Origin of the sequence: Variovorax flavidus (assembly GCF_030317145.1) — a bacterium.
GTDB lineage: Bacteria > Pseudomonadota > Gammaproteobacteria > Burkholderiales > Burkholderiaceae_C > Variovorax > Variovorax flavidus.
Window position 1 is genome coordinate 1,963,253 of the sequence record NZ_JASZYE010000001.1, and the last position, 16,397, is coordinate 1,979,649.

Sequence of the window (16,397 nt, forward strand, 5' to 3'; positions counted from 1 at the left end):
AGGGCGGCAACTCTCCACCTCTTTTCAAGGAGCACTCCATGCCCACCGAATCCAGCAACGTCATCTCTTCCGAACGCGTCGAAGGCACGGCTGTCTACAACAAGGCCGGCGAGAAACTCGGGTCGATCGACGACATCATGATCGACAAGTTGTCAGGCCAGGTCCGCTACGCCGTCCTCGAATTCGGCGGCTTCCTCGGCATCGGCACGGACCGCTATCCGCTGCCGTGGAACATGCTGAAGTACGACACCTCGATGGACGGCTATGTCGTCCCGCTGGACAAGAACGTGCTCGAAGGCGCGCCGCGCTACACGCAGGAGCAGGTGCCGGACTACACCACCGACTACAACCGCCGCGTCAACGACTACTACGGCGTCACCTGGTAAGCGCCGGGGCCGGCCGGCAGATCGATCGGCCGGCTGCGCACGCGGCGCCACCGCCCCTCAGGCGTGCGAACTGCAGCACGCGCCGACGGACTTGGGCGTCGACTTCGCGTGGGGCTCCGGCTCGTAGCGGTCGTGGTGGCGCACCCAGTCCATGGCGTAGAGCGGGTTGTCCTCGCCGCGGCCCTGGGGCGTGAGATCAAGCAGGCTGTAGGTGCCCATCATCACTTCCACCCCGCGACCGTAGGTCGAGTAGGTGCGGAAGACCTGGCCCGCATCGCTCCGGTAGAACACGCTGATGCCCGGTGCCTCCTCGCGCGGGAAAGGCTGCATGTCGAAGTTGTAGTAGACCTCGTCCCTGGCCAGCTCGTCGGGCGTGAAGCTCACGCCGAAGTCGTGGTTGAAGTCGGTGCCGTACGAGGACACCCACCTGAACTGCCAGCCCATGCGCCGGCGAAAGACTTCGATCTCGGCCAGCGGCGCGCGCGAGACGGCCATCAGGGTGACGTCGCGATGCGCGAGGTGCACCTTCATGCCGTCGACGTGATCGGCCATGTACGAGCAGCTCTTGCAACCCTCCTCCCACCCCGGCCCGAGCATGAAGTGCTGCACCAGCAACTGGCGACGGCCCTCGAACAGGTCGGCGAGCGTGCGCCAGCCCTCGGGCGTATCGAACACATAGTCCTTCTCGATGTGCACCCACGGCAGCGCACGGCGCTCGCGGGCGATCTGGTCGTGCAGGCGCGTCAGTTCCTTCTCGCGCGCCAGCAGCGCCTTGCGCTCGGCGACCCATCGGTCCATGGACACGACGGGGTGGTCCACGGTGCGGGCTTCAACAGCGACGGTGTTCATGGACTGCTCCTTGCGGCCTGCGCTCACGATCCGGCCTTGGGACGCCGCACGGCGCGCACCCTGCCGCTGTCTCCGCCGCCGCAATAGAACAGGTCGGCCCCGTCGGATTCGAGCCCGCTGACGCCGATGCCGCCCGGCATCTCCAGTCGCTCGAGCACGGCGCCGCTCTCGGGGTTGACGCGGCGGATCTCGCTCTCGTCCCCTTCCCAGGTCGCGTGCCACAGCTCGCCGTCGACCCAGGTCACGCCGGTGACGAAGCGGTTGGACTCGATGGTCCGCCTGATCGCGCCGGTGTCGGGGTCGATCTGGTGGATCTTGCGATCGCGGTACTCCCCCACCCAGAGGCTGCCCTCGGCCCAGGTGAGCCCCGAGTCGGAGCCGTGGCCGGGCGCCGGGATCGACGCCAGCACCTTGCCGGTGGCCGGATCGATCTTGTCGATGCGCGCCTCGGCGATCTGGTAGAGGTGCGTACCGTCGAAAGCGGTGCCGGCGTCACACGCGAGGTCGAGCGAGCGCGTGGGCTTGCCGCTTGCGGGGTCGAAGGCGACCAGCCGCGCCCCCGTGGCGGCCCAGACGCTTTGCCCGTCATGGGTCACGCCGTGGATGCGGTCGGCGCCGTCGAACGGCCCGTATTCGCGGACGATCTCGGCCGCACGTGGCTTCGCCTGGGGTCTGTCTAGAGTCTTGCTGGTCATCGTTGGCTCCTGTAGCGCGCCTCGAGCCCGGAATAGGCCCGCGAGACGACTCTATTCAATCGGCAGGGATGCGGGGAGTAACAAGATCGTCGTGAATCCCGCCAGGGGCGGCGACAGCCAGCGCTGCGCCCGCGCCCGTCCGATGGAGCGCACCCTTCCGACGGCCTCCAGCTCGGCCAGCGCGCGCTGGACGGTGCGCTGGCTCGCCCCCAGGGCCAGCGCCAGGGCCGAGGTCGACCAGGCCGCGCCATCGGAGAGCAGCGCCACCAGAGATGCCTGCTCGCCGTCGATGGGGGGTGCCAGCACGGCGACGCGGCGCCCGCCGACCGGCCGGAGCACGAAACCCCTCGCGGTGGCCTCGATGTGCGCGAGCGGCCTGGCGAGCGCGCGCAGCCGGCCGATCTCGACCCGCAGGCGTGCGCGGTGCGTCTCGTCGGGGTCGCGGGTGCGGAACGCACTTGCAATCAGGGCTTCGCGATCGACGTCGCCGGGCCAGGCTTCGGCGAGCGCGCGCACCAGTGCGAAAAGCACCGGCCTGCGCGCCAATGACAGCCATGCGTCGCCGGCGTGCAGGCCGCGACGGCAGGCGTCGATCACCAGCGTGTCCGAGGCCAGCAGTGCCGCGACCTCGTCGAGGCGCAGCGCCTGCTCGCCGTCGGCGGACAGGCGTCGGGCGGCGGGACGGTCGAAGGTGGCCCGCGCCTCCGCCACCTCGGCCAGCAGCGCCGGCACGCGAGCGCGATGGGCCGCCTCGTACGCGCGCGCCAGCGCTGCCTGTGCCGTGCCGGTGCGCAGCGAGCGCAGCGCCAGCTCGGCCGCGCTCAGCTCGGCCACCGCCGCCAACGCCGGCGGGAGGTTGGGCGCATCGAGACTCGCCAGCGCGGCCCCGGCCTCGTCGAGGCGGCCGAGCAGCAGGAGCCGGCGCGCCGCGATCAGCCGCGCCTGCAGCGCATTGGCGCGATCGGCATGTGCCTCGAGCGTGGCCGAGGCCACCGCCAGGGATCGCGGCGAGCCGCCGAGGTCGCGCATGGCCAGCGCCACCTCCGCCTCGGCCACCACGCAGCGGGCACGCGCCAGTTCTTCATGCGCGCCAAAACCGCTGGCCGCCCGCCGCAGCAGCTCGCGGGCGCGCGGATGCTCTCCGAGCTGGGCCATGGCGATGCCGCGCAGGGCCAGCGCAGGCGGATCTTCGCGCAGGGCGACGCGCTTGAGCGCACCGAGCGCATCGCCCGCTGCGAGCGCGCGCGCGGAGGCGGCGATGAGGGAATCCATGCCGACAGGCTAACGCAGCGCAGCGTTCAAGGCGGCGAGCAGACGCTGACGACGACCTTGCAGGGTTCGGTGGGAAGGTGAAGATCGCACTGCCCGACGGCCGCCAGGCCCGCAGCCTTGGCCGTCGATGCGGTGGCCGTGGCCCATTCGCCATAGTTGCCCGCGGCCAGCGCGCCGCAGGAGCGGTCGAAATAGGCGCGCACCTCGCACGTGTCCGCGCGGCGCGCTGCGCGATCGCACTGGGCACGCGCCGCACGTTCGGCCGCGCTGCGCGAAGCATGGTTATACGAGTAGCCGTACCACCCCGCCTTGGACGCGATGGCTCCCCAGCTCGGGCCGGGGTCCTCCGCCGGCGCGGCGCCGGCGCGCACCGGGAGGCCACTACAAAGAAGAGCGAGACCGAGCGTCAGGCAGGCGCTGCGCGCGCCTGCTGCGCCGAAAACCAGCGAACCGAAAAATGGCATGCCCCATTCTGAGGGCGCATGCTTCCGCCGGCTCACGGACTTACAGGTAGTTGAACAACGCGATCGAGTTCAGCTTGGCGAAGGTGAGCTGGGTCGCCTGCAGCGACGACTGCCGCTGGTAGAACTCCGAGATCGCGGCGACGGGGTCCAGATCCTGGATGGCCGACAGGTAGCTCTTGTCCATCAGGTCGCGCGACGCGCCGCTGTCGTCCAGCGCATCGAGTTCGTTCATGCGCGAGCCCACCGACGACTTGATCGTGAGCACGTTGTCATGGGCGTTGGTCACCTTGACGTTGGCCGTGCTCAACGCGTTCAACAGCTTGGCCTTGCCTTCCGCGCCGGCACCGGTCAGCGGCGTGCGCAGCGCGGTGACCAGCTCGCTGATCGAGGCAAAGATGTCGGTGCCGGCGTTCTTGGCCGTCGTGACGTTGAAGCTGTCGCCACTCGCCGGCGTGCCGGTGACGCTGATCTGCAGGCCGCCGAAGGAAATCGGCTCGCCCGCGACGAAGGCGCCGCTGGCCGCCACCACGGGAGGGGTGTCGTTGGTCGTGACCGAGTAGTTTCCGGCCGCGTCGAAGCTGATCTGGAAGTCCTTGCCGAAATTGGGATTCGTGGCATCGACGATGCCGATGGAGCTGAATACGCCGGAGCCCGCGTTGGCCGCACCGCCCGAGGTCACGTAGCCCGCCCCGCCCTGCACCGACTGGAACACCGAGCGGCCATCGTCGGAGGTCGAGAGCTGGCGTGCGACGTCGACCTGCATGAGGCGCTGGCCCTGGTCGCCCAGGTACTGGATGCCGCCGCCCGCCTGCACCGCAAACGGCGCGTTGGCGCTCTTGTAGCCGGCAAAGAGGAACTGGCCATTGCCGTCGTCGGAATTGGCGAGGCCCACGAGCTGGTCGAGGTTGCTCTGGATGGTGGTGGCCAGCGCGGCGCGGTCGGCGTCCGACAGCGTGCCGTTGCCTGCCTGCACGGTCAGCGTCTTGATGTTCTGCAGGATCGAGGTCGCGCCGTCGAGCGCGGTCTCTTCCCGCGTGAGCGACAGCATCGCGCGGTCGCGGCTGGTGGCGTACTGGGCCGACTCGGCCAGCGTCTGGCTGACGCCGAGCGCGCGCGCCGCGCCCACCGGGTCGTCGCCGGCGGTGAGGAACTTGGTCCCGGCGGACAGCTTCTGCTGCACCTGGAAGAGGTTTTGCTGCTGCAGGCCCATCGCGCTGATGTTCTGCTCGAAGAATGAACTGGTGCTGATGCGCATCTCGGCTCCTTGAATTCGGGTTCGGGTTGGGGTCAGCTGCGGATGCCGAGGATCGCGTCGAAGATGGTCGAAGCGGTCTGGATCACCTTCGCATTGGCCTGGTACATCTGCTGGAACATGAGCAGGTTGGCGGTTTCCTCGTCCTGGTTGACGCCGGAGATCGACTGCTGGCTCGCCTTGATCTGGCCGGTCACGCTGTCCTGCGTGGTGGCCGCGACCTTGATCTCCATCGCGCGGTTGCCGACCTGGCTCACCAGCTGCGAATACGCGCCGTTGAAGGTGGTGGTGCCGCCGCCCATCGTGGCCTTGCGCTGCAGTGCGCCGAGCAGCAGCGCATTGGCCGGGTCGGACACGCCGCCGGTGTTCTTGCCGATGGTGAAGGTGTCGCCCGTCGCCGGGGCGCCGCTGAGGCTGACGGTGATGCCGTCGAAGCTGATCTTGGCGCCTGCGGTGTAGGGCACGGGTGCACCGGCCGCGTAGTTGTTGACGGTGCCATCGGCCAGCGTCACGGTGATGGCGGAGGTCGCGGGGAAGCCCGACAGCGAGTTGGTCGCGCCGTCGTAGCTCAGGGTCACGTTCGCGGCCAGCGGCGATGCCGGGTAGCCCGAACCGATCGTCGCGGTGCTGATCGCGCCGCTGCCCTGGTTGCCGCTGGTGTTGCCGGTGATGATCGGGGAGCCTGCAGCCACCTTGGCGGGGTCGAGAACCGTCACTTCCATGTCGCGAGCGCCGGTGCGCGTCGGCTGGATCAGGAAGGTGTCGCCCGGCTGGGCCGTTCCGCTGGCGGAGGAGACCGTCACGCCATCGAAGCTGACCGGAAAGTCGGTGTCGTCGTAGGAGCCGATCACCTGCTTGTCCGAGAGCCGCGTGACGACGTACTTCGGCGTGCCGGTCCGCACTTCGACCGAATAGTCGCTGGTCGTGAGCTGGTTGGCATCGGAGACGGCGCCGGTCAGCACCATATCGCCGGTGTTCTTGGCGTTCGAGAAGACGCCCGGCGTGGCCGTCGTGAAGAAGTCCTGTCCGAGCGCGCCGTTCAGGTCGACGCCCAGGTTGTGCTGGTCGTTGAACGCGCTGGCAAGCGAGATCGAGAGGCGGCCGATCGCGTTCTGCGTCGGGATGAGCGTCTCGGTGCGGAAGGACATCAGGCCGCCGAGCGAACCGCCGTTGAGGACGTTGTCCTTGAGTTCCGACACGTTGCCGGCCAGTCCCACGAGGGCCACCGCGGTGCGCGTCGGGTCGGCCGCGGAGGGCACGGCCTTCATCGTTGCGGCCTGGTCGCCCACGACGAGCGACTGGCCGCTGCCGATGAAGACGTTGTACTTGCCGCTGTCCTGCTCCATCACCTTGACGTCCACGATCTGGCCCAGCTCGCTCACGAGCTGGTCGCGCTGGTCCAGCAGGTCGTTGGGCGGCTGGCCGCCGGCCACGGCGCTCATCATGCTGATCTGCTGGTTGAGGCTGGCGATCTTGCTGGCGTAGGTGTTGATCTGCTCGACGCTGCCCGAGATCTGGTCGTTGACCGACTCGTTGAGGTCGGAGAGGTACTGGTCGGTCGAGCGGAACTTGCTCGACAGCGACTGTGCCGAGCTGATGAGCTGCTGGCGCGCCGCCGAATCGGCCGGCGTGTTGGCAACGCCCTGCACCGCCGTGAAGAAGTTCTGCATCAACGGGCTCAGGCCGGCGGTCTTGTCGGCCAGGAGCGAATCGATGCGGTTGATTTCGGTGCCGTACGAGGCCAGTGCCGCCGAAGCCGATTGGGCCGAGGCGAGTTGCGCGGTGAGGTAGCGGTCGTAGCTGCGCGTGACGGTGGTGACGCGTGCGCCGCTGCCGATGTAGCCGGAGCCCGAGCTGATCGCCGAATTGGTCGAGACCTGCGCCACCTGGCGGCTGTAGCCCGCGGTGTAGACGTTGGCCGTGTTGTGGGCCGTGGTCACGAGCGCGGTGCGCGCGACGCCGAGACCGCTCAGGCCCGTGAAGAACAAGTTTCCTGACATGTGGCTTTACCTGTAGGGGGTGTTGGGTGCGGCATCGTGTGGATGCCTGCTTGTGTTGGATATCGGCAGGGGGTGCTGAAACTTGAGGCCGGGCTGCCTAGCCGCGCAGCCTGAAGACGCTCACGACTTGCGAGAGGCTGCCAGCCTGCTCCTGCAGCGATTGCGCCGCGGCCGAGGCTTCTTCCACCAGCGCCGCGTTCTGCTGGGTCACCTGGTCCATCTGCGTGATCGCCTGGTTGATCTGCTCGATGCCCGAGGTCTGCTCCTGGCTCGCAGCGGTGATCTCGCCCATGATGTCCGTCACCCGCTTCACGCTGTCGACGATCTCTTCCATCGTCCTGCCGGCTTCAGCGACCTGCTTGCTGCCTTCTTCGACCTTGCCCACCGAGTCGCCGATCAGCGTCTTGATTTCCTTGGCCGCGGCGGCGGAGCGTTGGGCGAGGTTGCGCACTTCGGATGCGACCACCGCGAAGCCACGGCCCTGCTCGCCGGCGCGGGCGGCTTCCACCGCTGCGTTCAACGCCAGGATGTTGGTCTGGAAGGCGATGCCGTCGATCACGCCGATGATGTCCACGATCTTGCGCGAGGAGGCGTTGATCGACCCCATCGTGTCGACCACCTGGCCGACCACGCTGCCGCCACGCACCGCGACTTCCGAGGCCGACACGGCCAGCTGGTTGGCCTGGCGCGCGTTGTCCGCGTTCTGCTTCACTGTGGAGGTCAGCTCTTCCATCGACGCAGCCGTCTGCTCCAGCGAGCTGGCCTGCTCCTCGGTGCGCGACGACAGGTCCTGGTTGCCGCTGGCAATCTGCCCCGATGCCGTGGCAATGGTGTCGGTGCCCTCGCGCACCTGTCCCACCACCTGTGCCAGGCTCTCACGCATGGATTCCACCGCACGCGTGATCACGCCCATTTCGTCGCGCCGATCCGACGGGAGCTGCTTCGACAGGTCGCCGCCGCCGATGACCTCGACATGCGCGCTCAAGAGACTCAGCGGCCTCACCGTGCGGCGAATGAACAACACCAGCGCGAAACCCAGCGCCACGGCGGCCAGCGCGATGAAGCCGCCGAGCCAGGCGAGCTGGCGATACAGGCCGCCGAGCACCTCCGCGGCGGGCACCTCGGCCACGACCAGCCAGCCAGTCGCCTCGCTGCGGGCGACGGAGGCATAGCGATCCCCGCTGCTGCCCGGCACGAGCACCGACGGTGCACGCTCGATCCACAGCGCGTCATCGCTCTTCAGGCGCTGGAGCCAATCGGCCTCCTGTCCGGGCAGGAGTTCGGCGAGCTTCTTGCCCGCGGCCGTGGGATGCAGCACCAGCGTCGCCTCGGCACCCTTCGGGTTGACGACGTAGAGACCGCCGCTGTCGAAGATCCGCGTCTGATTCACCGCCTCGCCCAGCGAAGCCTGCTGGCGCGAGATGTCCAGGCCGATGTAGAGCACTGCCACGACGCGGCCGGCCGCATCGCGCACCGGGTCGTAGACGGTGATGTACGGCCGCCCGAACAGCGTGACGCGCCCGACGAAACGCTTGCCTTGGCGCAGCACCGGGTAGGCGGCGCTCTTGCGGTCGAGCAGGGTTCCGACGGCACGCTCGCCGTTCTCCTTCTTGACCGACGTGGTGATGCGGCGGAAATCCTCGTCCTGGGCGACGAAGACGGTCGCATTGGCACCGGGGAAATCCCGGGCGAACCCGTCGACTTCGGCAGTGGTTGTGCTGTCGATCGGCGATCCGTTGCTCGTCAACGCCCACTCGGCCGGTTCGTCCAGTACGAAGGTCGAGGCGAACTGGCGCCGGAAGACGCCGAAGGCGCTCTCGGCAGTCGACTGCATGGTCTGGTCGAAGATGTCGAGCGAACGCGCGATGGCCTCCGCCTTGGCATTGGCGTATTGCGCCGCGGCGCTTTGCTGCTGCGAGGACGCCAACGCGTAGAACGCGCCCAGCAGCAGCACGGTCATCCCGAAGATGGCCACCGTGGCGCGCACGCTCAGGGTCCGCGCAAGCGAGACGAAGGCCGGCGGCCCTCCCTCGCGGGTCTTCAATACCTTCGATTCCATCTGCATCTCTGTGCTCCCTGATTCCATCTACTTGAAACTATTCATGCGTGGCGCCCTGCGCCACCGCGAGGCGGCTGGCAGGACGTGCCTTCTTCCCGCGCTGCACGTTCGCTCCGCCGGCGCGCGACTTCGGCGCTTGCGGGCGCGTGGCCGGCATCGACGGGGTGAACGATGAGTCGTCGCCTCCGAGCTTGAAAATGCTGACCGCATCGACGAGGCTGCCCGCCTGCTCCTGCAGCGACGCGGCGGCAGCGGCGGCTTCCTCCACCAGCGCAGCGTTCTGCTGCGTCACCTGATCCATCTGCGTGATCGCCTGGTTGATCTGCTCGATGCCCGAGGTCTGCTCCTGGCTCGCAGCGGTGATCTCGCCCATGATGTCCGTCACCCGCTTCACGCTGCCGACGATCTCTTCCATCGTCTTGCCCGCTTCGCCCACCAGCACGCTTCCCACGTCCACCTTGCCCACCGAGTCGTCGATCAGGCCCTTGATCTCCTTGGCCGCCGCCGCCGAGCGCTGCGCCAGGTTGCGCACTTCGGCCGCCACCACCGCGAAGCCCCTGCCCTGCTCGCCCGCGCGGGCCGCTTCCACCGCTGCGTTCAGCGCCAGGATGTTGGTCTGGAAGGCGATGCCATCGATCACACCGATGATGTCCACGATCTTCTTCGACGACGCATTGATCGAGGCCATGGTGTCCACCACCTGGCTGACCACGCTGCCGCCCTTGACCGCCACCTCGGAGGCCGAGGCCGCCAGCTGGTTGGCCTGGCGCGCGTTGTCCGCGTTCTGCTTCACCGTGCTGGTGAGTTCTTCCATCGACGCGGCCGTCTGCTCCAGCGAGCTGGCCTGCTCCTCGGTGCGCGACGACAGGTCCTGGTTGCCCGCCGCGATCTGGCTCGATGCCGTGGCGATCGTGTCGCTGGAGGACTTGATCCTTCCGACGACCGAGGTCAACTGGTCCTGCATCTGCTTGATCGAGTACAGCAGGCTGCCGGCATGCGCGGCGCTGGCTTCGACATTCATGCTCAGGTCGCCGCTCGCGATGCGCCCGACGACGTCCGCCGCATAGGCCGGCTCGCCGCCCAGCTGGCGCCCCAGCAGACGCGCGACCACCACGCCCAGGCCCACGCTGACCACGATGCCGAGCAGCGCCATCACGAGCATCATCAGTCGCGAGGTCCGGTAGGTGTCGGTCGCGTTCTCCGCGCTGGCCTTCGCCAGCTCGTTGCTGTAGGCGACCATGTTCTTCAGCACTTCCTCGACCGCGCGCGAATCCTTCAGCAGGCTCACGCTGTCCTCGACCACCTGGCCGTCGAACTGGGAGCTGTCCAGCGATTGCTTCGACACGAGCGTCACGAAATCCGCCATGCGCTTGCTCAGGGGCGGCAGCAGGGCCTCGTATTGCTCGAAGAGCTTCTTGCCGGTTTCGGTCTCCTCGAGCAGCGGCTTGACCTCCGCGGCTCGCGCCTGGAGGCTTTCCATGGAGGTCTTCAGTTCAGTGGATCCTGCATTGCGCTCGCCGCGCGTGGCGGCCGACAGCAGGGACATCTGCGCCCGGCTCGCGTAGAGCAGGTGGATGTTCGCCTCCTGCACGGCCTGCAAGGCGTGAAGCTCATGCGTGTAGAGCCTCTCCGTCGAAGCGCTGATGCGCCCCATGTGGAAGATGCCGAGCGCGCTGACGATTGCTCCGACCGCCGCGACAACGAGGAAACTGATGACCAGCCTGGCGGTCACGCGTAGCTTTTGAAACCACTGCATTTTTCTTCTTTCTTTGAGGGATGACGAACTTAGAACTCGGCCCAATCGCCCGAGGCTTCTGCTGATGCCGCGACGCGCTGCGGTGCCGGCGGTTTCGCCGGACTCGACTGCGCGCGCGGCTCACGCTGTGGCACCACGGCCCGGCTCATCGAGCGCGCTTGCGCGATCGCCCGATCGGCCTGCTGGTGGTGACCCAACCTGAACACACTGACCGACTGGACCAGGCTGCCGGCCTGTTCCTGGAGCGAGCCGGCCGCTGCGGCCGCCTCTTCCACCAGTGCGGCGTTCTGCTGCGTGACCTGATCCATCTGCGTGATCGCCTGGTTGATCTGCTCGATGCCCGAGGTCTGCTCCTGGCTCGCAGCGGTGATCTCGCCCATGATGTCCGTCACGCGCTTCACGCTGTCGACGATCTCTTCCATCGTCCTGCCGGCTTCGGCCACCTGCTTGCTGCCCTCTTCGACCTTTTCCACCGAGTCGCCGATCAGCGTCTTGATTTCCTTGGCCGCTGCGGCGGAGCGTTGGGCGAGGCTGCGGACTTCCGAAGCAACGACCGCGAAGCCGCGGCCTTGCTCGCCCGCACGGGCAGCTTCCACCGCTGCGTTCAACGCCAGGATGTTGGTCTGGAACGCGATGCCATCGATCACACCGATGATGTCCACGATCTTGCGCGAAGAGGCATTGATCGACCCCATCGTGTCGACCACCTGACCGACCACGCTGCCGCCACGCACCGCAACCTCGGAGGCCGACACGGCCAGCTGGTTGGCCTGGCGTGCGTTGTCCGCGTTCTGCTTCACCGTGCCGGTGAGTTCTTCCATCGACGCAGCCGTCTGCTCCAGTGAGCTGGCCTGTTCTTCGGTGCGCGAGGACAGATCCTGGTTGCCCGTCGCGATCTGGCTCGACGCGGTGGCAATCGTGTCCGTGCCCGTGCGCACTTCGCCCACGATCTTGACCAGGCTGTCGTTCATGTCCTTCAGGGCGGCCAACAGCAAGCCGGTCTCGTCCTTCGTCTGTGCGTCGATCCGGCTGGTCAGGTCGCCGGAAGCCACCGACTGCGCAACCTTCACGGCTTCGGACAGCGGCCGCGCGACGATGCGCGCAATCCAGAACGCGAGCGCGAGGCCGAGGGCCACGCTGCCCGCCAGGATGCCGATGACCCACCACCTGGCGCTCGCGTAGACCGCGTCGGCCGTGTCGTCTGCCCTCTTGGCCCCCGCCGTGTTCACATCCACCAGCCGCGCGAGCGTCTCGTTGGCCAGGTGGTTCGCGCGCGAGGATTCCTCGTGGATCAGGGCGATCGCCTCGTCATTCTTCTGCGCGCGGGACAGGGCGAGTACCTTGTCATGCTCCACCGTGTAGCGGTTCAACGCCTGGTTGAACTCCGCGAAGAGCCGCTTCTCCTCGGGCTCCGAGATGAGCGTCTGGTATTCGGCACGGTTCTTCTGCAGATCGCTCCACGCCTCGTCCATCACCTTCTCGTGGCGCGCCATGTCGGCGTCGGTGGTGGCGAGGATGTGTTCGAGTTCCTGCGAACGGAAGCTCGACAGGGCACCCTTCATCGAAAGCAGGGTGCGCGTGGCCGGCATCCAGTTGGCGGTGATGTCCGTCGACATCTGGTTGACCTTCGCGAGCTGGACCACCGAGAAGGCACCGACGAACACGGTCAATGCCAGGACGGCGACGAAGGACACCAGCAGCTTGGCTGCAATCCTGAGGTTGTAGAACGCTTGCATGTTGATTTCTCCCTTGGGCTTTCCGCCCTATGTCATGCTGAGCCGAGGGCTCAAAATTCCGTCCAGTCGCCCGCGGCCGCGCCGGCACCGGCTGCAACCAACTGGGGTTCTGTTCGGGTCGATTTCTCGCGAGGGGCAGCGGGCAGCGCCTTGGCGCGCGCCGTCTTCGGAGCCGCCTTGGCAGCCGCGCCGGCAACCGGCGCGACGCGTGCAAAGGCACGAGCCGCCGAGCTGTCGTGGCTCAGCTTGAACACGCTCACCACTTGCGACAGGCTGCCGGCCTGGTCCTGCAGCGATGCGGCGGCCGCGGCTGCTTCCTCGACCAGCGCAGCGTTCTGCTGCGTCACCTGATCCATCTGCGTGATCGCCTGGTTGATCTGCTCGATGCCCGAGGTCTGCTCCTGGCTCGCAGCGGTGATCTCGCCCATGATGTCCGTCACCCGCTTCACGCTGTCGACGATCTCTTCCATCGTCCTGCCGGCTTCGGCCACCTGCTTGCTGCCCTCTTCGACCTTTTCCACCGAGTCGCCGATCAGCGTCTTGATTTCCTTGGCCGCTGCGGCGGAGCGTTGGGCGAGGCTGCGGACTTCCGAAGCAACGACCGCGAAGCCGCGGCCTTGCTCGCCCGCACGGGCAGCTTCCACCGCTGCGTTCAGCGCCAGGATGTTGGTCTGGAAGGCGATGCCATCGATCACGCCGATGATGTCCACGATCTTGCGCGAGGAGGCGTTGATCGAGCCCATGGTGTCGACCACCTGGCCGACCACGCTGCCGCCGCGCACCGCGACTTCCGAGGCCGACACGGCCAGCTGGTTGGCCTGACGTGCGTTGTCCGCGTTCTGCTTCACCGTGCTGGTGAGTTCTTCCATCGACGCAGCCGTCTGCTCCAGCGAGCTGGCCTGCTCTTCGGTGCGCGACGACAGATCTTGGTTGCCCGTTGCGATCTCGCTCGATGCGGTCGCGATCGTGTCCGTGCCCGTGCGCACTTCACCGACCACCTTCGCCAGGCTGTCGTTCATGTTCTTGAGCGCCTGTAGCAACTGACCCGTCTCGTCGCGGCTGTCCACTTCGATGCGGCTGCTCAGGTCGCCAGCGGCCACCGTCTCCGCAACCTTCACGGCTTCATGCAACGGCCTGACGATGCTGCGCGAGATGATGAAGGCCGCGCACCCGCCGAGAAGCACCGTCATGATCGTGAGGAAGGCCCTCAGGTTGAAGCCACGCGAATTCGCCGCATCGATGGCGCGACTCATGTCGTCGATGGCCTTGCGTTCCATCGACAGCAAGTCGAGCACGCCGCGTTCATAGGCCTTGGCGGCCGGCAGGAACGACTCGTTGAAGGCCCGTGCGGCCTCGGCCGCATTGCCGCTCGCCTTGGCCTTGGAAACCGCGTCCTTCCCGGCCTGGTACTTCGCGCGCAACTCGACGATGGTCTTGAACATCGCCTTCTCTTCATCGACCACCAGCAGGGCCTCGACCTTCGCCATGGTCTCGGTGCCCTTCTTGACGCTGTCGGCCATCACATCGGCAAACGCGGTGGGCAGCGTGTCGTCCGTGGTCTTCGCGATCATCGACGTGCGCGCGATGGCCGAATAGGTCAGCACGTACCAGTCCGAGATGAGCCGCTCCTTCGCCAGCGGGCTTTCCATCATGCGCCGCGTCGCTTCGGCATTGTTCTTCGCACTCACCAGCGCGAAGGCAGTCGAGATGATCGTCAGGCCGAGGACGATGCCGAAGCCGATGGCCAGGCGCGTGCCGATGCGGACGTTGGAGAGGAATTTCATGATGGGATGGAGGAGACGTGGAAGTTGGAGGTAACGCGCAACGCTCGGGACGGTTACGACATCGGGTTCAGGCTGCGGCGGCCTCGACGAGGCCCATTTCTTCGCTGGACATCAGTCGGTCGATGTCCACCAGGATCAGCATCCGCTCGTCCAGCGTGCCCAGCCCGATCAGGTAGTCCGTGTCCAGCACCGAGCCCATCTCCGGCGCCGGCTTGATCTGCTCGGCCGACAGCGTGATCACGTCCGACACGCTGTCCACCACCATCCCCACCACACGACCGCCGATGTTCAGCACGATCACCACCGTGAACTGGTCATAGCTCGGCGTGCCCAGCGCAAACTTGATCCGCATGTCGATGATCGGAACGATGATCCCCCGCAGGTTCACCACCCCCTTGATGTAGTCCGGCGCGTTCGCGATCCGCGTCACCGCGTCGTAGCCGCGAAGCTCCTGCACCTTCTGGATGTCGATGCCGTATTCCTCGTGGCCGAGGGTGAAGGAAAGGAATTCGAGCGGCTTGCTCGGTTGAACTGTGGTCATCTGCCTGGCTCCTGATTCAAGACTTGAAAACACTCACTGCATCGACGAGGCTCTCGGCCTGTTCCTGCAGTGACTGCGCAGCAGCGGAGGCTTGCTCCACCAGTGCCGCGTTCTGTTGAGTGACCTGGTCCATCTGCGTGATGGCCTGGTTGATCTGTTCGATGCCGGAGGTCTGTTCCTGGCTTGCGGTCGTGATCTCGCCCATGATGTCGGTCACCCGCTTGACGCTGCCGACGATCTCCTCCATCGTCTTGCCCGCCTCGCCCACCAGCACGCTGCCGGCGCCGACCTTCCCCACCGAGTCGTCGATGAGGCCCTTGATTTCCTTGGCTGCCGAAGCTGAGCGCTGGGCGAGGTTGCGCACCTCGGCGGCCACCACTGCGAAGCCCTTGCCCTGCTCGCCGGCGCGGGCGGCCTCGACCGCCGCGTTCAGCGCCAGGATGTTGGTCTGGAAGGCGATGCCATCGATCACGCCGATGATGTCGACGATCTTGCGGGACGATGCATTGATCGACGCCATGGTGTCGACCACCTGGCTGACGACCTCGCCGCCCTTCACCGCGACCTCGGAAGCCGACACGGCCAGCTGGTTGGCCTGGCGCGCGTTGTCGGCGTTCTGCTTCACGGTGCTGGTGAGTTCTTCCATCGACGCGGCCGTCTGCTCCAGTGAACTGGCCTGTTCTTCGGTGCGCGAGGACAGGTCCTGGTTGCCGCTGGCAATCTGGCCCGACGTCGACATCACGCCAGTGACGTTCGCGCCGACGTCCGCCACGATGGCGAAGAGGTTCGCGCTCATCTGGTTCAGCGCCCGCAGCAGGCTCTTGGTCTCGTCGTAGGAACGGATCTGGAACTTGACCGGCGCACCGCCTGCGATGGCCTGCGCCACGCCCACCGCCTGCTCCAGCGGCTGGAAGATCGTGCGGCCCAGGAAGCGGCCCATGGCGATCCATGCCATCGCCGCGCCGACCGTGCTGGCGGCGAGCAGGTTCGGAAGCCAGCTTGACGCGCCCGACGACGCGGACAGCCTCGATGCCTCGGACCATCCGAGGCCACCCAGGCCCAGCGTGACCACAGCCGCGATCGCCGTCACGGCGAAGACACGGCGGCGCACCGGAATGCGGCGCAGGCTGCCCAGCGGGTCCGACCATCCCTGCCGGACGACTTCGCCCTGGCGGATGCGGATGTTCTTCGCCTGACCCTCGCGCAGCTTGCGATAGAGGTTCTCGGCTTCGATCACATCGGCGCGTTCGGGCTGGCTGCGAACGGACATGTAGCCCTCGGTCACGCCCTTGCGGTGGATGGGCGTGACGTTCGCCTGCACCCAGTAGAAGTCGCCGTTCTTGCGGCGGTTCTTGACGAGGCCGGTCCAGGGCAGGCCACGACCGAGCGTGTCCCACATGTCGGCAAAGGCCTCGGGCGGCATGTCGGGATGCCGCACGATGTTGTGGGCCTTGCCCATCAACTCCTCGAGCGTGTAGCCGCTGACCTCCACGAAGGTCGGGTTGACGTAGGTGATGCGCCCCTTCAGGTCGGTGCGCGAGACCAGCGCCGACGTTGGCGGCAGCGGGTATTCGTTGTGGGTGATCGGCAGGTTGACGCGCAT

Annotated in this window: 13 protein-coding genes; 1 reads left to right on the forward strand and 12 read right to left on the reverse strand. The window is 67.0% G+C overall.

Going from position 1 to position 16,397, the window contains the following annotated elements; translation table 11 throughout:
* Nucleotides 1-38: 38 nt before the first annotated feature.
* On the forward strand, nt 39-386 hold the full coding sequence (locus tag QTH90_RS09510) for a PRC-barrel domain-containing protein (protein WP_286664208.1): 348 nt from the start codon (nt 39-41) through the stop codon (nt 384-386).
* Between the two features lie 57 nt (nt 387-443).
* Here QTH90_RS09510 and QTH90_RS09515 read toward each other — a convergent pair whose 3' ends face one another.
* The 12 genes from QTH90_RS09515 to QTH90_RS09570 all read right to left on the reverse strand — a co-directional run bounded on the left by QTH90_RS09515 (nt 444) and on the right by QTH90_RS09570 (nt 16,397).
* Nucleotides 444-1,235, reverse strand: a complete 792-nt coding sequence (locus QTH90_RS09515) for a DUF899 domain-containing protein (protein WP_286664209.1) — start codon at nt 1,233-1,235, stop codon at nt 444-446.
* A gap of 23 nt (nt 1,236-1,258) precedes the next feature.
* Complete coding sequence (locus tag QTH90_RS09520; RefSeq protein WP_286664210.1) at nt 1,259-1,930, reverse strand: Vgb family protein; 672 nt, start codon at nt 1,928-1,930, stop codon at nt 1,259-1,261.
* A 51-nt stretch (nt 1,931-1,981) separates the two neighbouring features.
* A complete protein-coding gene (locus tag QTH90_RS09525; RefSeq protein ID WP_286664211.1) occupies nt 1,982-3,202 on the reverse strand; it encodes a helix-turn-helix domain-containing protein in 1,221 nt (406 codons plus the stop codon).
* Nucleotides 3,203-3,228: 26 nt separating this feature from the next.
* Nucleotides 3,229-3,666 carry a DUF4189 domain-containing protein gene (locus QTH90_RS09530; protein ID WP_286664212.1) on the reverse strand — a complete coding sequence of 146 codons (438 nt, stop codon included), beginning with the start codon at nt 3,664-3,666 and terminating at the stop codon, nt 3,229-3,231.
* Nucleotides 3,667-3,706: 40 nt separating this feature from the next.
* A complete protein-coding gene (flgL, locus tag QTH90_RS09535) occupies nt 3,707-4,921 on the reverse strand; it encodes a flagellar hook-associated protein FlgL (protein WP_286664213.1) in 1,215 nt (404 codons plus the stop codon).
* Between the two features lie 32 nt (nt 4,922-4,953).
* Nucleotides 4,954-6,918, reverse strand: coding sequence for a flagellar hook-associated protein FlgK (gene flgK, locus QTH90_RS09540; protein WP_286664214.1), 1,965 nt, complete (start codon nt 6,916-6,918; stop codon nt 4,954-4,956).
* Nucleotides 6,919-7,015: 97 nt separating this feature from the next.
* Nucleotides 7,016-8,983 (reverse strand): methyl-accepting chemotaxis protein, encoded by a 1,968-nt coding sequence (locus QTH90_RS09545; RefSeq protein ID WP_286664215.1) that lies wholly within the window; start codon nt 8,981-8,983, stop codon nt 7,016-7,018.
* Nucleotides 8,984-9,014: 31 nt separating this feature from the next.
* Nucleotides 9,015-10,733: a methyl-accepting chemotaxis protein gene (locus QTH90_RS09550; RefSeq protein ID WP_286664216.1), complete on the reverse strand. Its 1,719-nt coding sequence runs from the start codon at nt 10,731-10,733 to the stop codon at nt 9,015-9,017.
* Nucleotides 10,734-10,762: 29 nt separating this feature from the next.
* On the reverse strand, nt 10,763-12,469 hold the full coding sequence (locus tag QTH90_RS09555) for a methyl-accepting chemotaxis protein (protein WP_286664217.1): 1,707 nt from the start codon (nt 12,467-12,469) through the stop codon (nt 10,763-10,765).
* A 50-nt stretch (nt 12,470-12,519) separates the two neighbouring features.
* Nucleotides 12,520-14,253, reverse strand: a complete 1,734-nt coding sequence (locus QTH90_RS09560) for a methyl-accepting chemotaxis protein (RefSeq protein ID WP_286664218.1) — start codon at nt 14,251-14,253, stop codon at nt 12,520-12,522.
* Nucleotides 14,254-14,320: 67 nt separating this feature from the next.
* A complete protein-coding gene (locus QTH90_RS09565) occupies nt 14,321-14,794 on the reverse strand; it encodes a chemotaxis protein CheW (RefSeq protein WP_286664219.1) in 474 nt (157 codons plus the stop codon).
* Between the two features lie 16 nt (nt 14,795-14,810).
* Nucleotides 14,811-16,397, reverse strand: coding sequence for a methyl-accepting chemotaxis protein (locus QTH90_RS09570; protein ID WP_286664220.1), 1,587 nt, complete (start codon nt 16,395-16,397; stop codon nt 14,811-14,813).

What these genes read in the sequence shown, in the direction of transcription:
- QTH90_RS09545 (WP_286664215.1), bottom strand. Translation starts at nt 8,983, where the DNA reads ATGCAGATGGAATCGAAGGTATTGAAGACCCGCGAGGGAGGGCCGCCG.
- flgL (WP_286664213.1), bottom strand. Translation starts at nt 4,921, where the DNA reads ATGCGCATCAGCACCAGTTCATTCTTCGAGCAGAACATCAGCGCGATG.
- QTH90_RS09550 (WP_286664216.1), bottom strand. Translation starts at nt 10,733, where the DNA reads ATGCAGTGGTTTCAAAAGCTACGCGTGACCGCCAGGCTGGTCATCAGT.
- QTH90_RS09565 (WP_286664219.1), bottom strand. Translation starts at nt 14,794, where the DNA reads ATGACCACAGTTCAACCGAGCAAGCCGCTCGAATTCCTTTCCTTCACC.
- QTH90_RS09525 (WP_286664211.1), bottom strand. Translation starts at nt 3,202, where the DNA reads ATGGATTCCCTCATCGCCGCCTCCGCGCGCGCGCTCGCAGCGGGCGAT.
- flgK (WP_286664214.1), bottom strand. Translation starts at nt 6,918, where the DNA reads ATGTCAGGAAACTTGTTCTTCACGGGCCTGAGCGGTCTCGGCGTCGCG.
- QTH90_RS09560 (WP_286664218.1), bottom strand. Translation starts at nt 14,253, where the DNA reads ATGAAATTCCTCTCCAACGTCCGCATCGGCACGCGCCTGGCCATCGGC.
- QTH90_RS09555 (WP_286664217.1), bottom strand. Translation starts at nt 12,469, where the DNA reads ATGCAAGCGTTCTACAACCTCAGGATTGCAGCCAAGCTGCTGGTGTCC.
- QTH90_RS09510 (WP_286664208.1), top strand. Translation starts at nt 39, where the DNA reads ATGCCCACCGAATCCAGCAACGTCATCTCTTCCGAACGCGTCGAAGGC.
- QTH90_RS09530 (WP_286664212.1), bottom strand. Translation starts at nt 3,666, where the DNA reads ATGCCATTTTTCGGTTCGCTGGTTTTCGGCGCAGCAGGCGCGCGCAGC.
- QTH90_RS09570 (WP_286664220.1), bottom strand. Translation starts at nt 16,397, where the DNA reads ATGCGCGTCAACCTGCCGATCACCCACAACGAATACCCGCTGCCGCCA.
- QTH90_RS09515 (WP_286664209.1), bottom strand. Translation starts at nt 1,235, where the DNA reads ATGAACACCGTCGCTGTTGAAGCCCGCACCGTGGACCACCCCGTCGTG.
- QTH90_RS09520 (WP_286664210.1), bottom strand. Translation starts at nt 1,930, where the DNA reads ATGACCAGCAAGACTCTAGACAGACCCCAGGCGAAGCCACGTGCGGCC.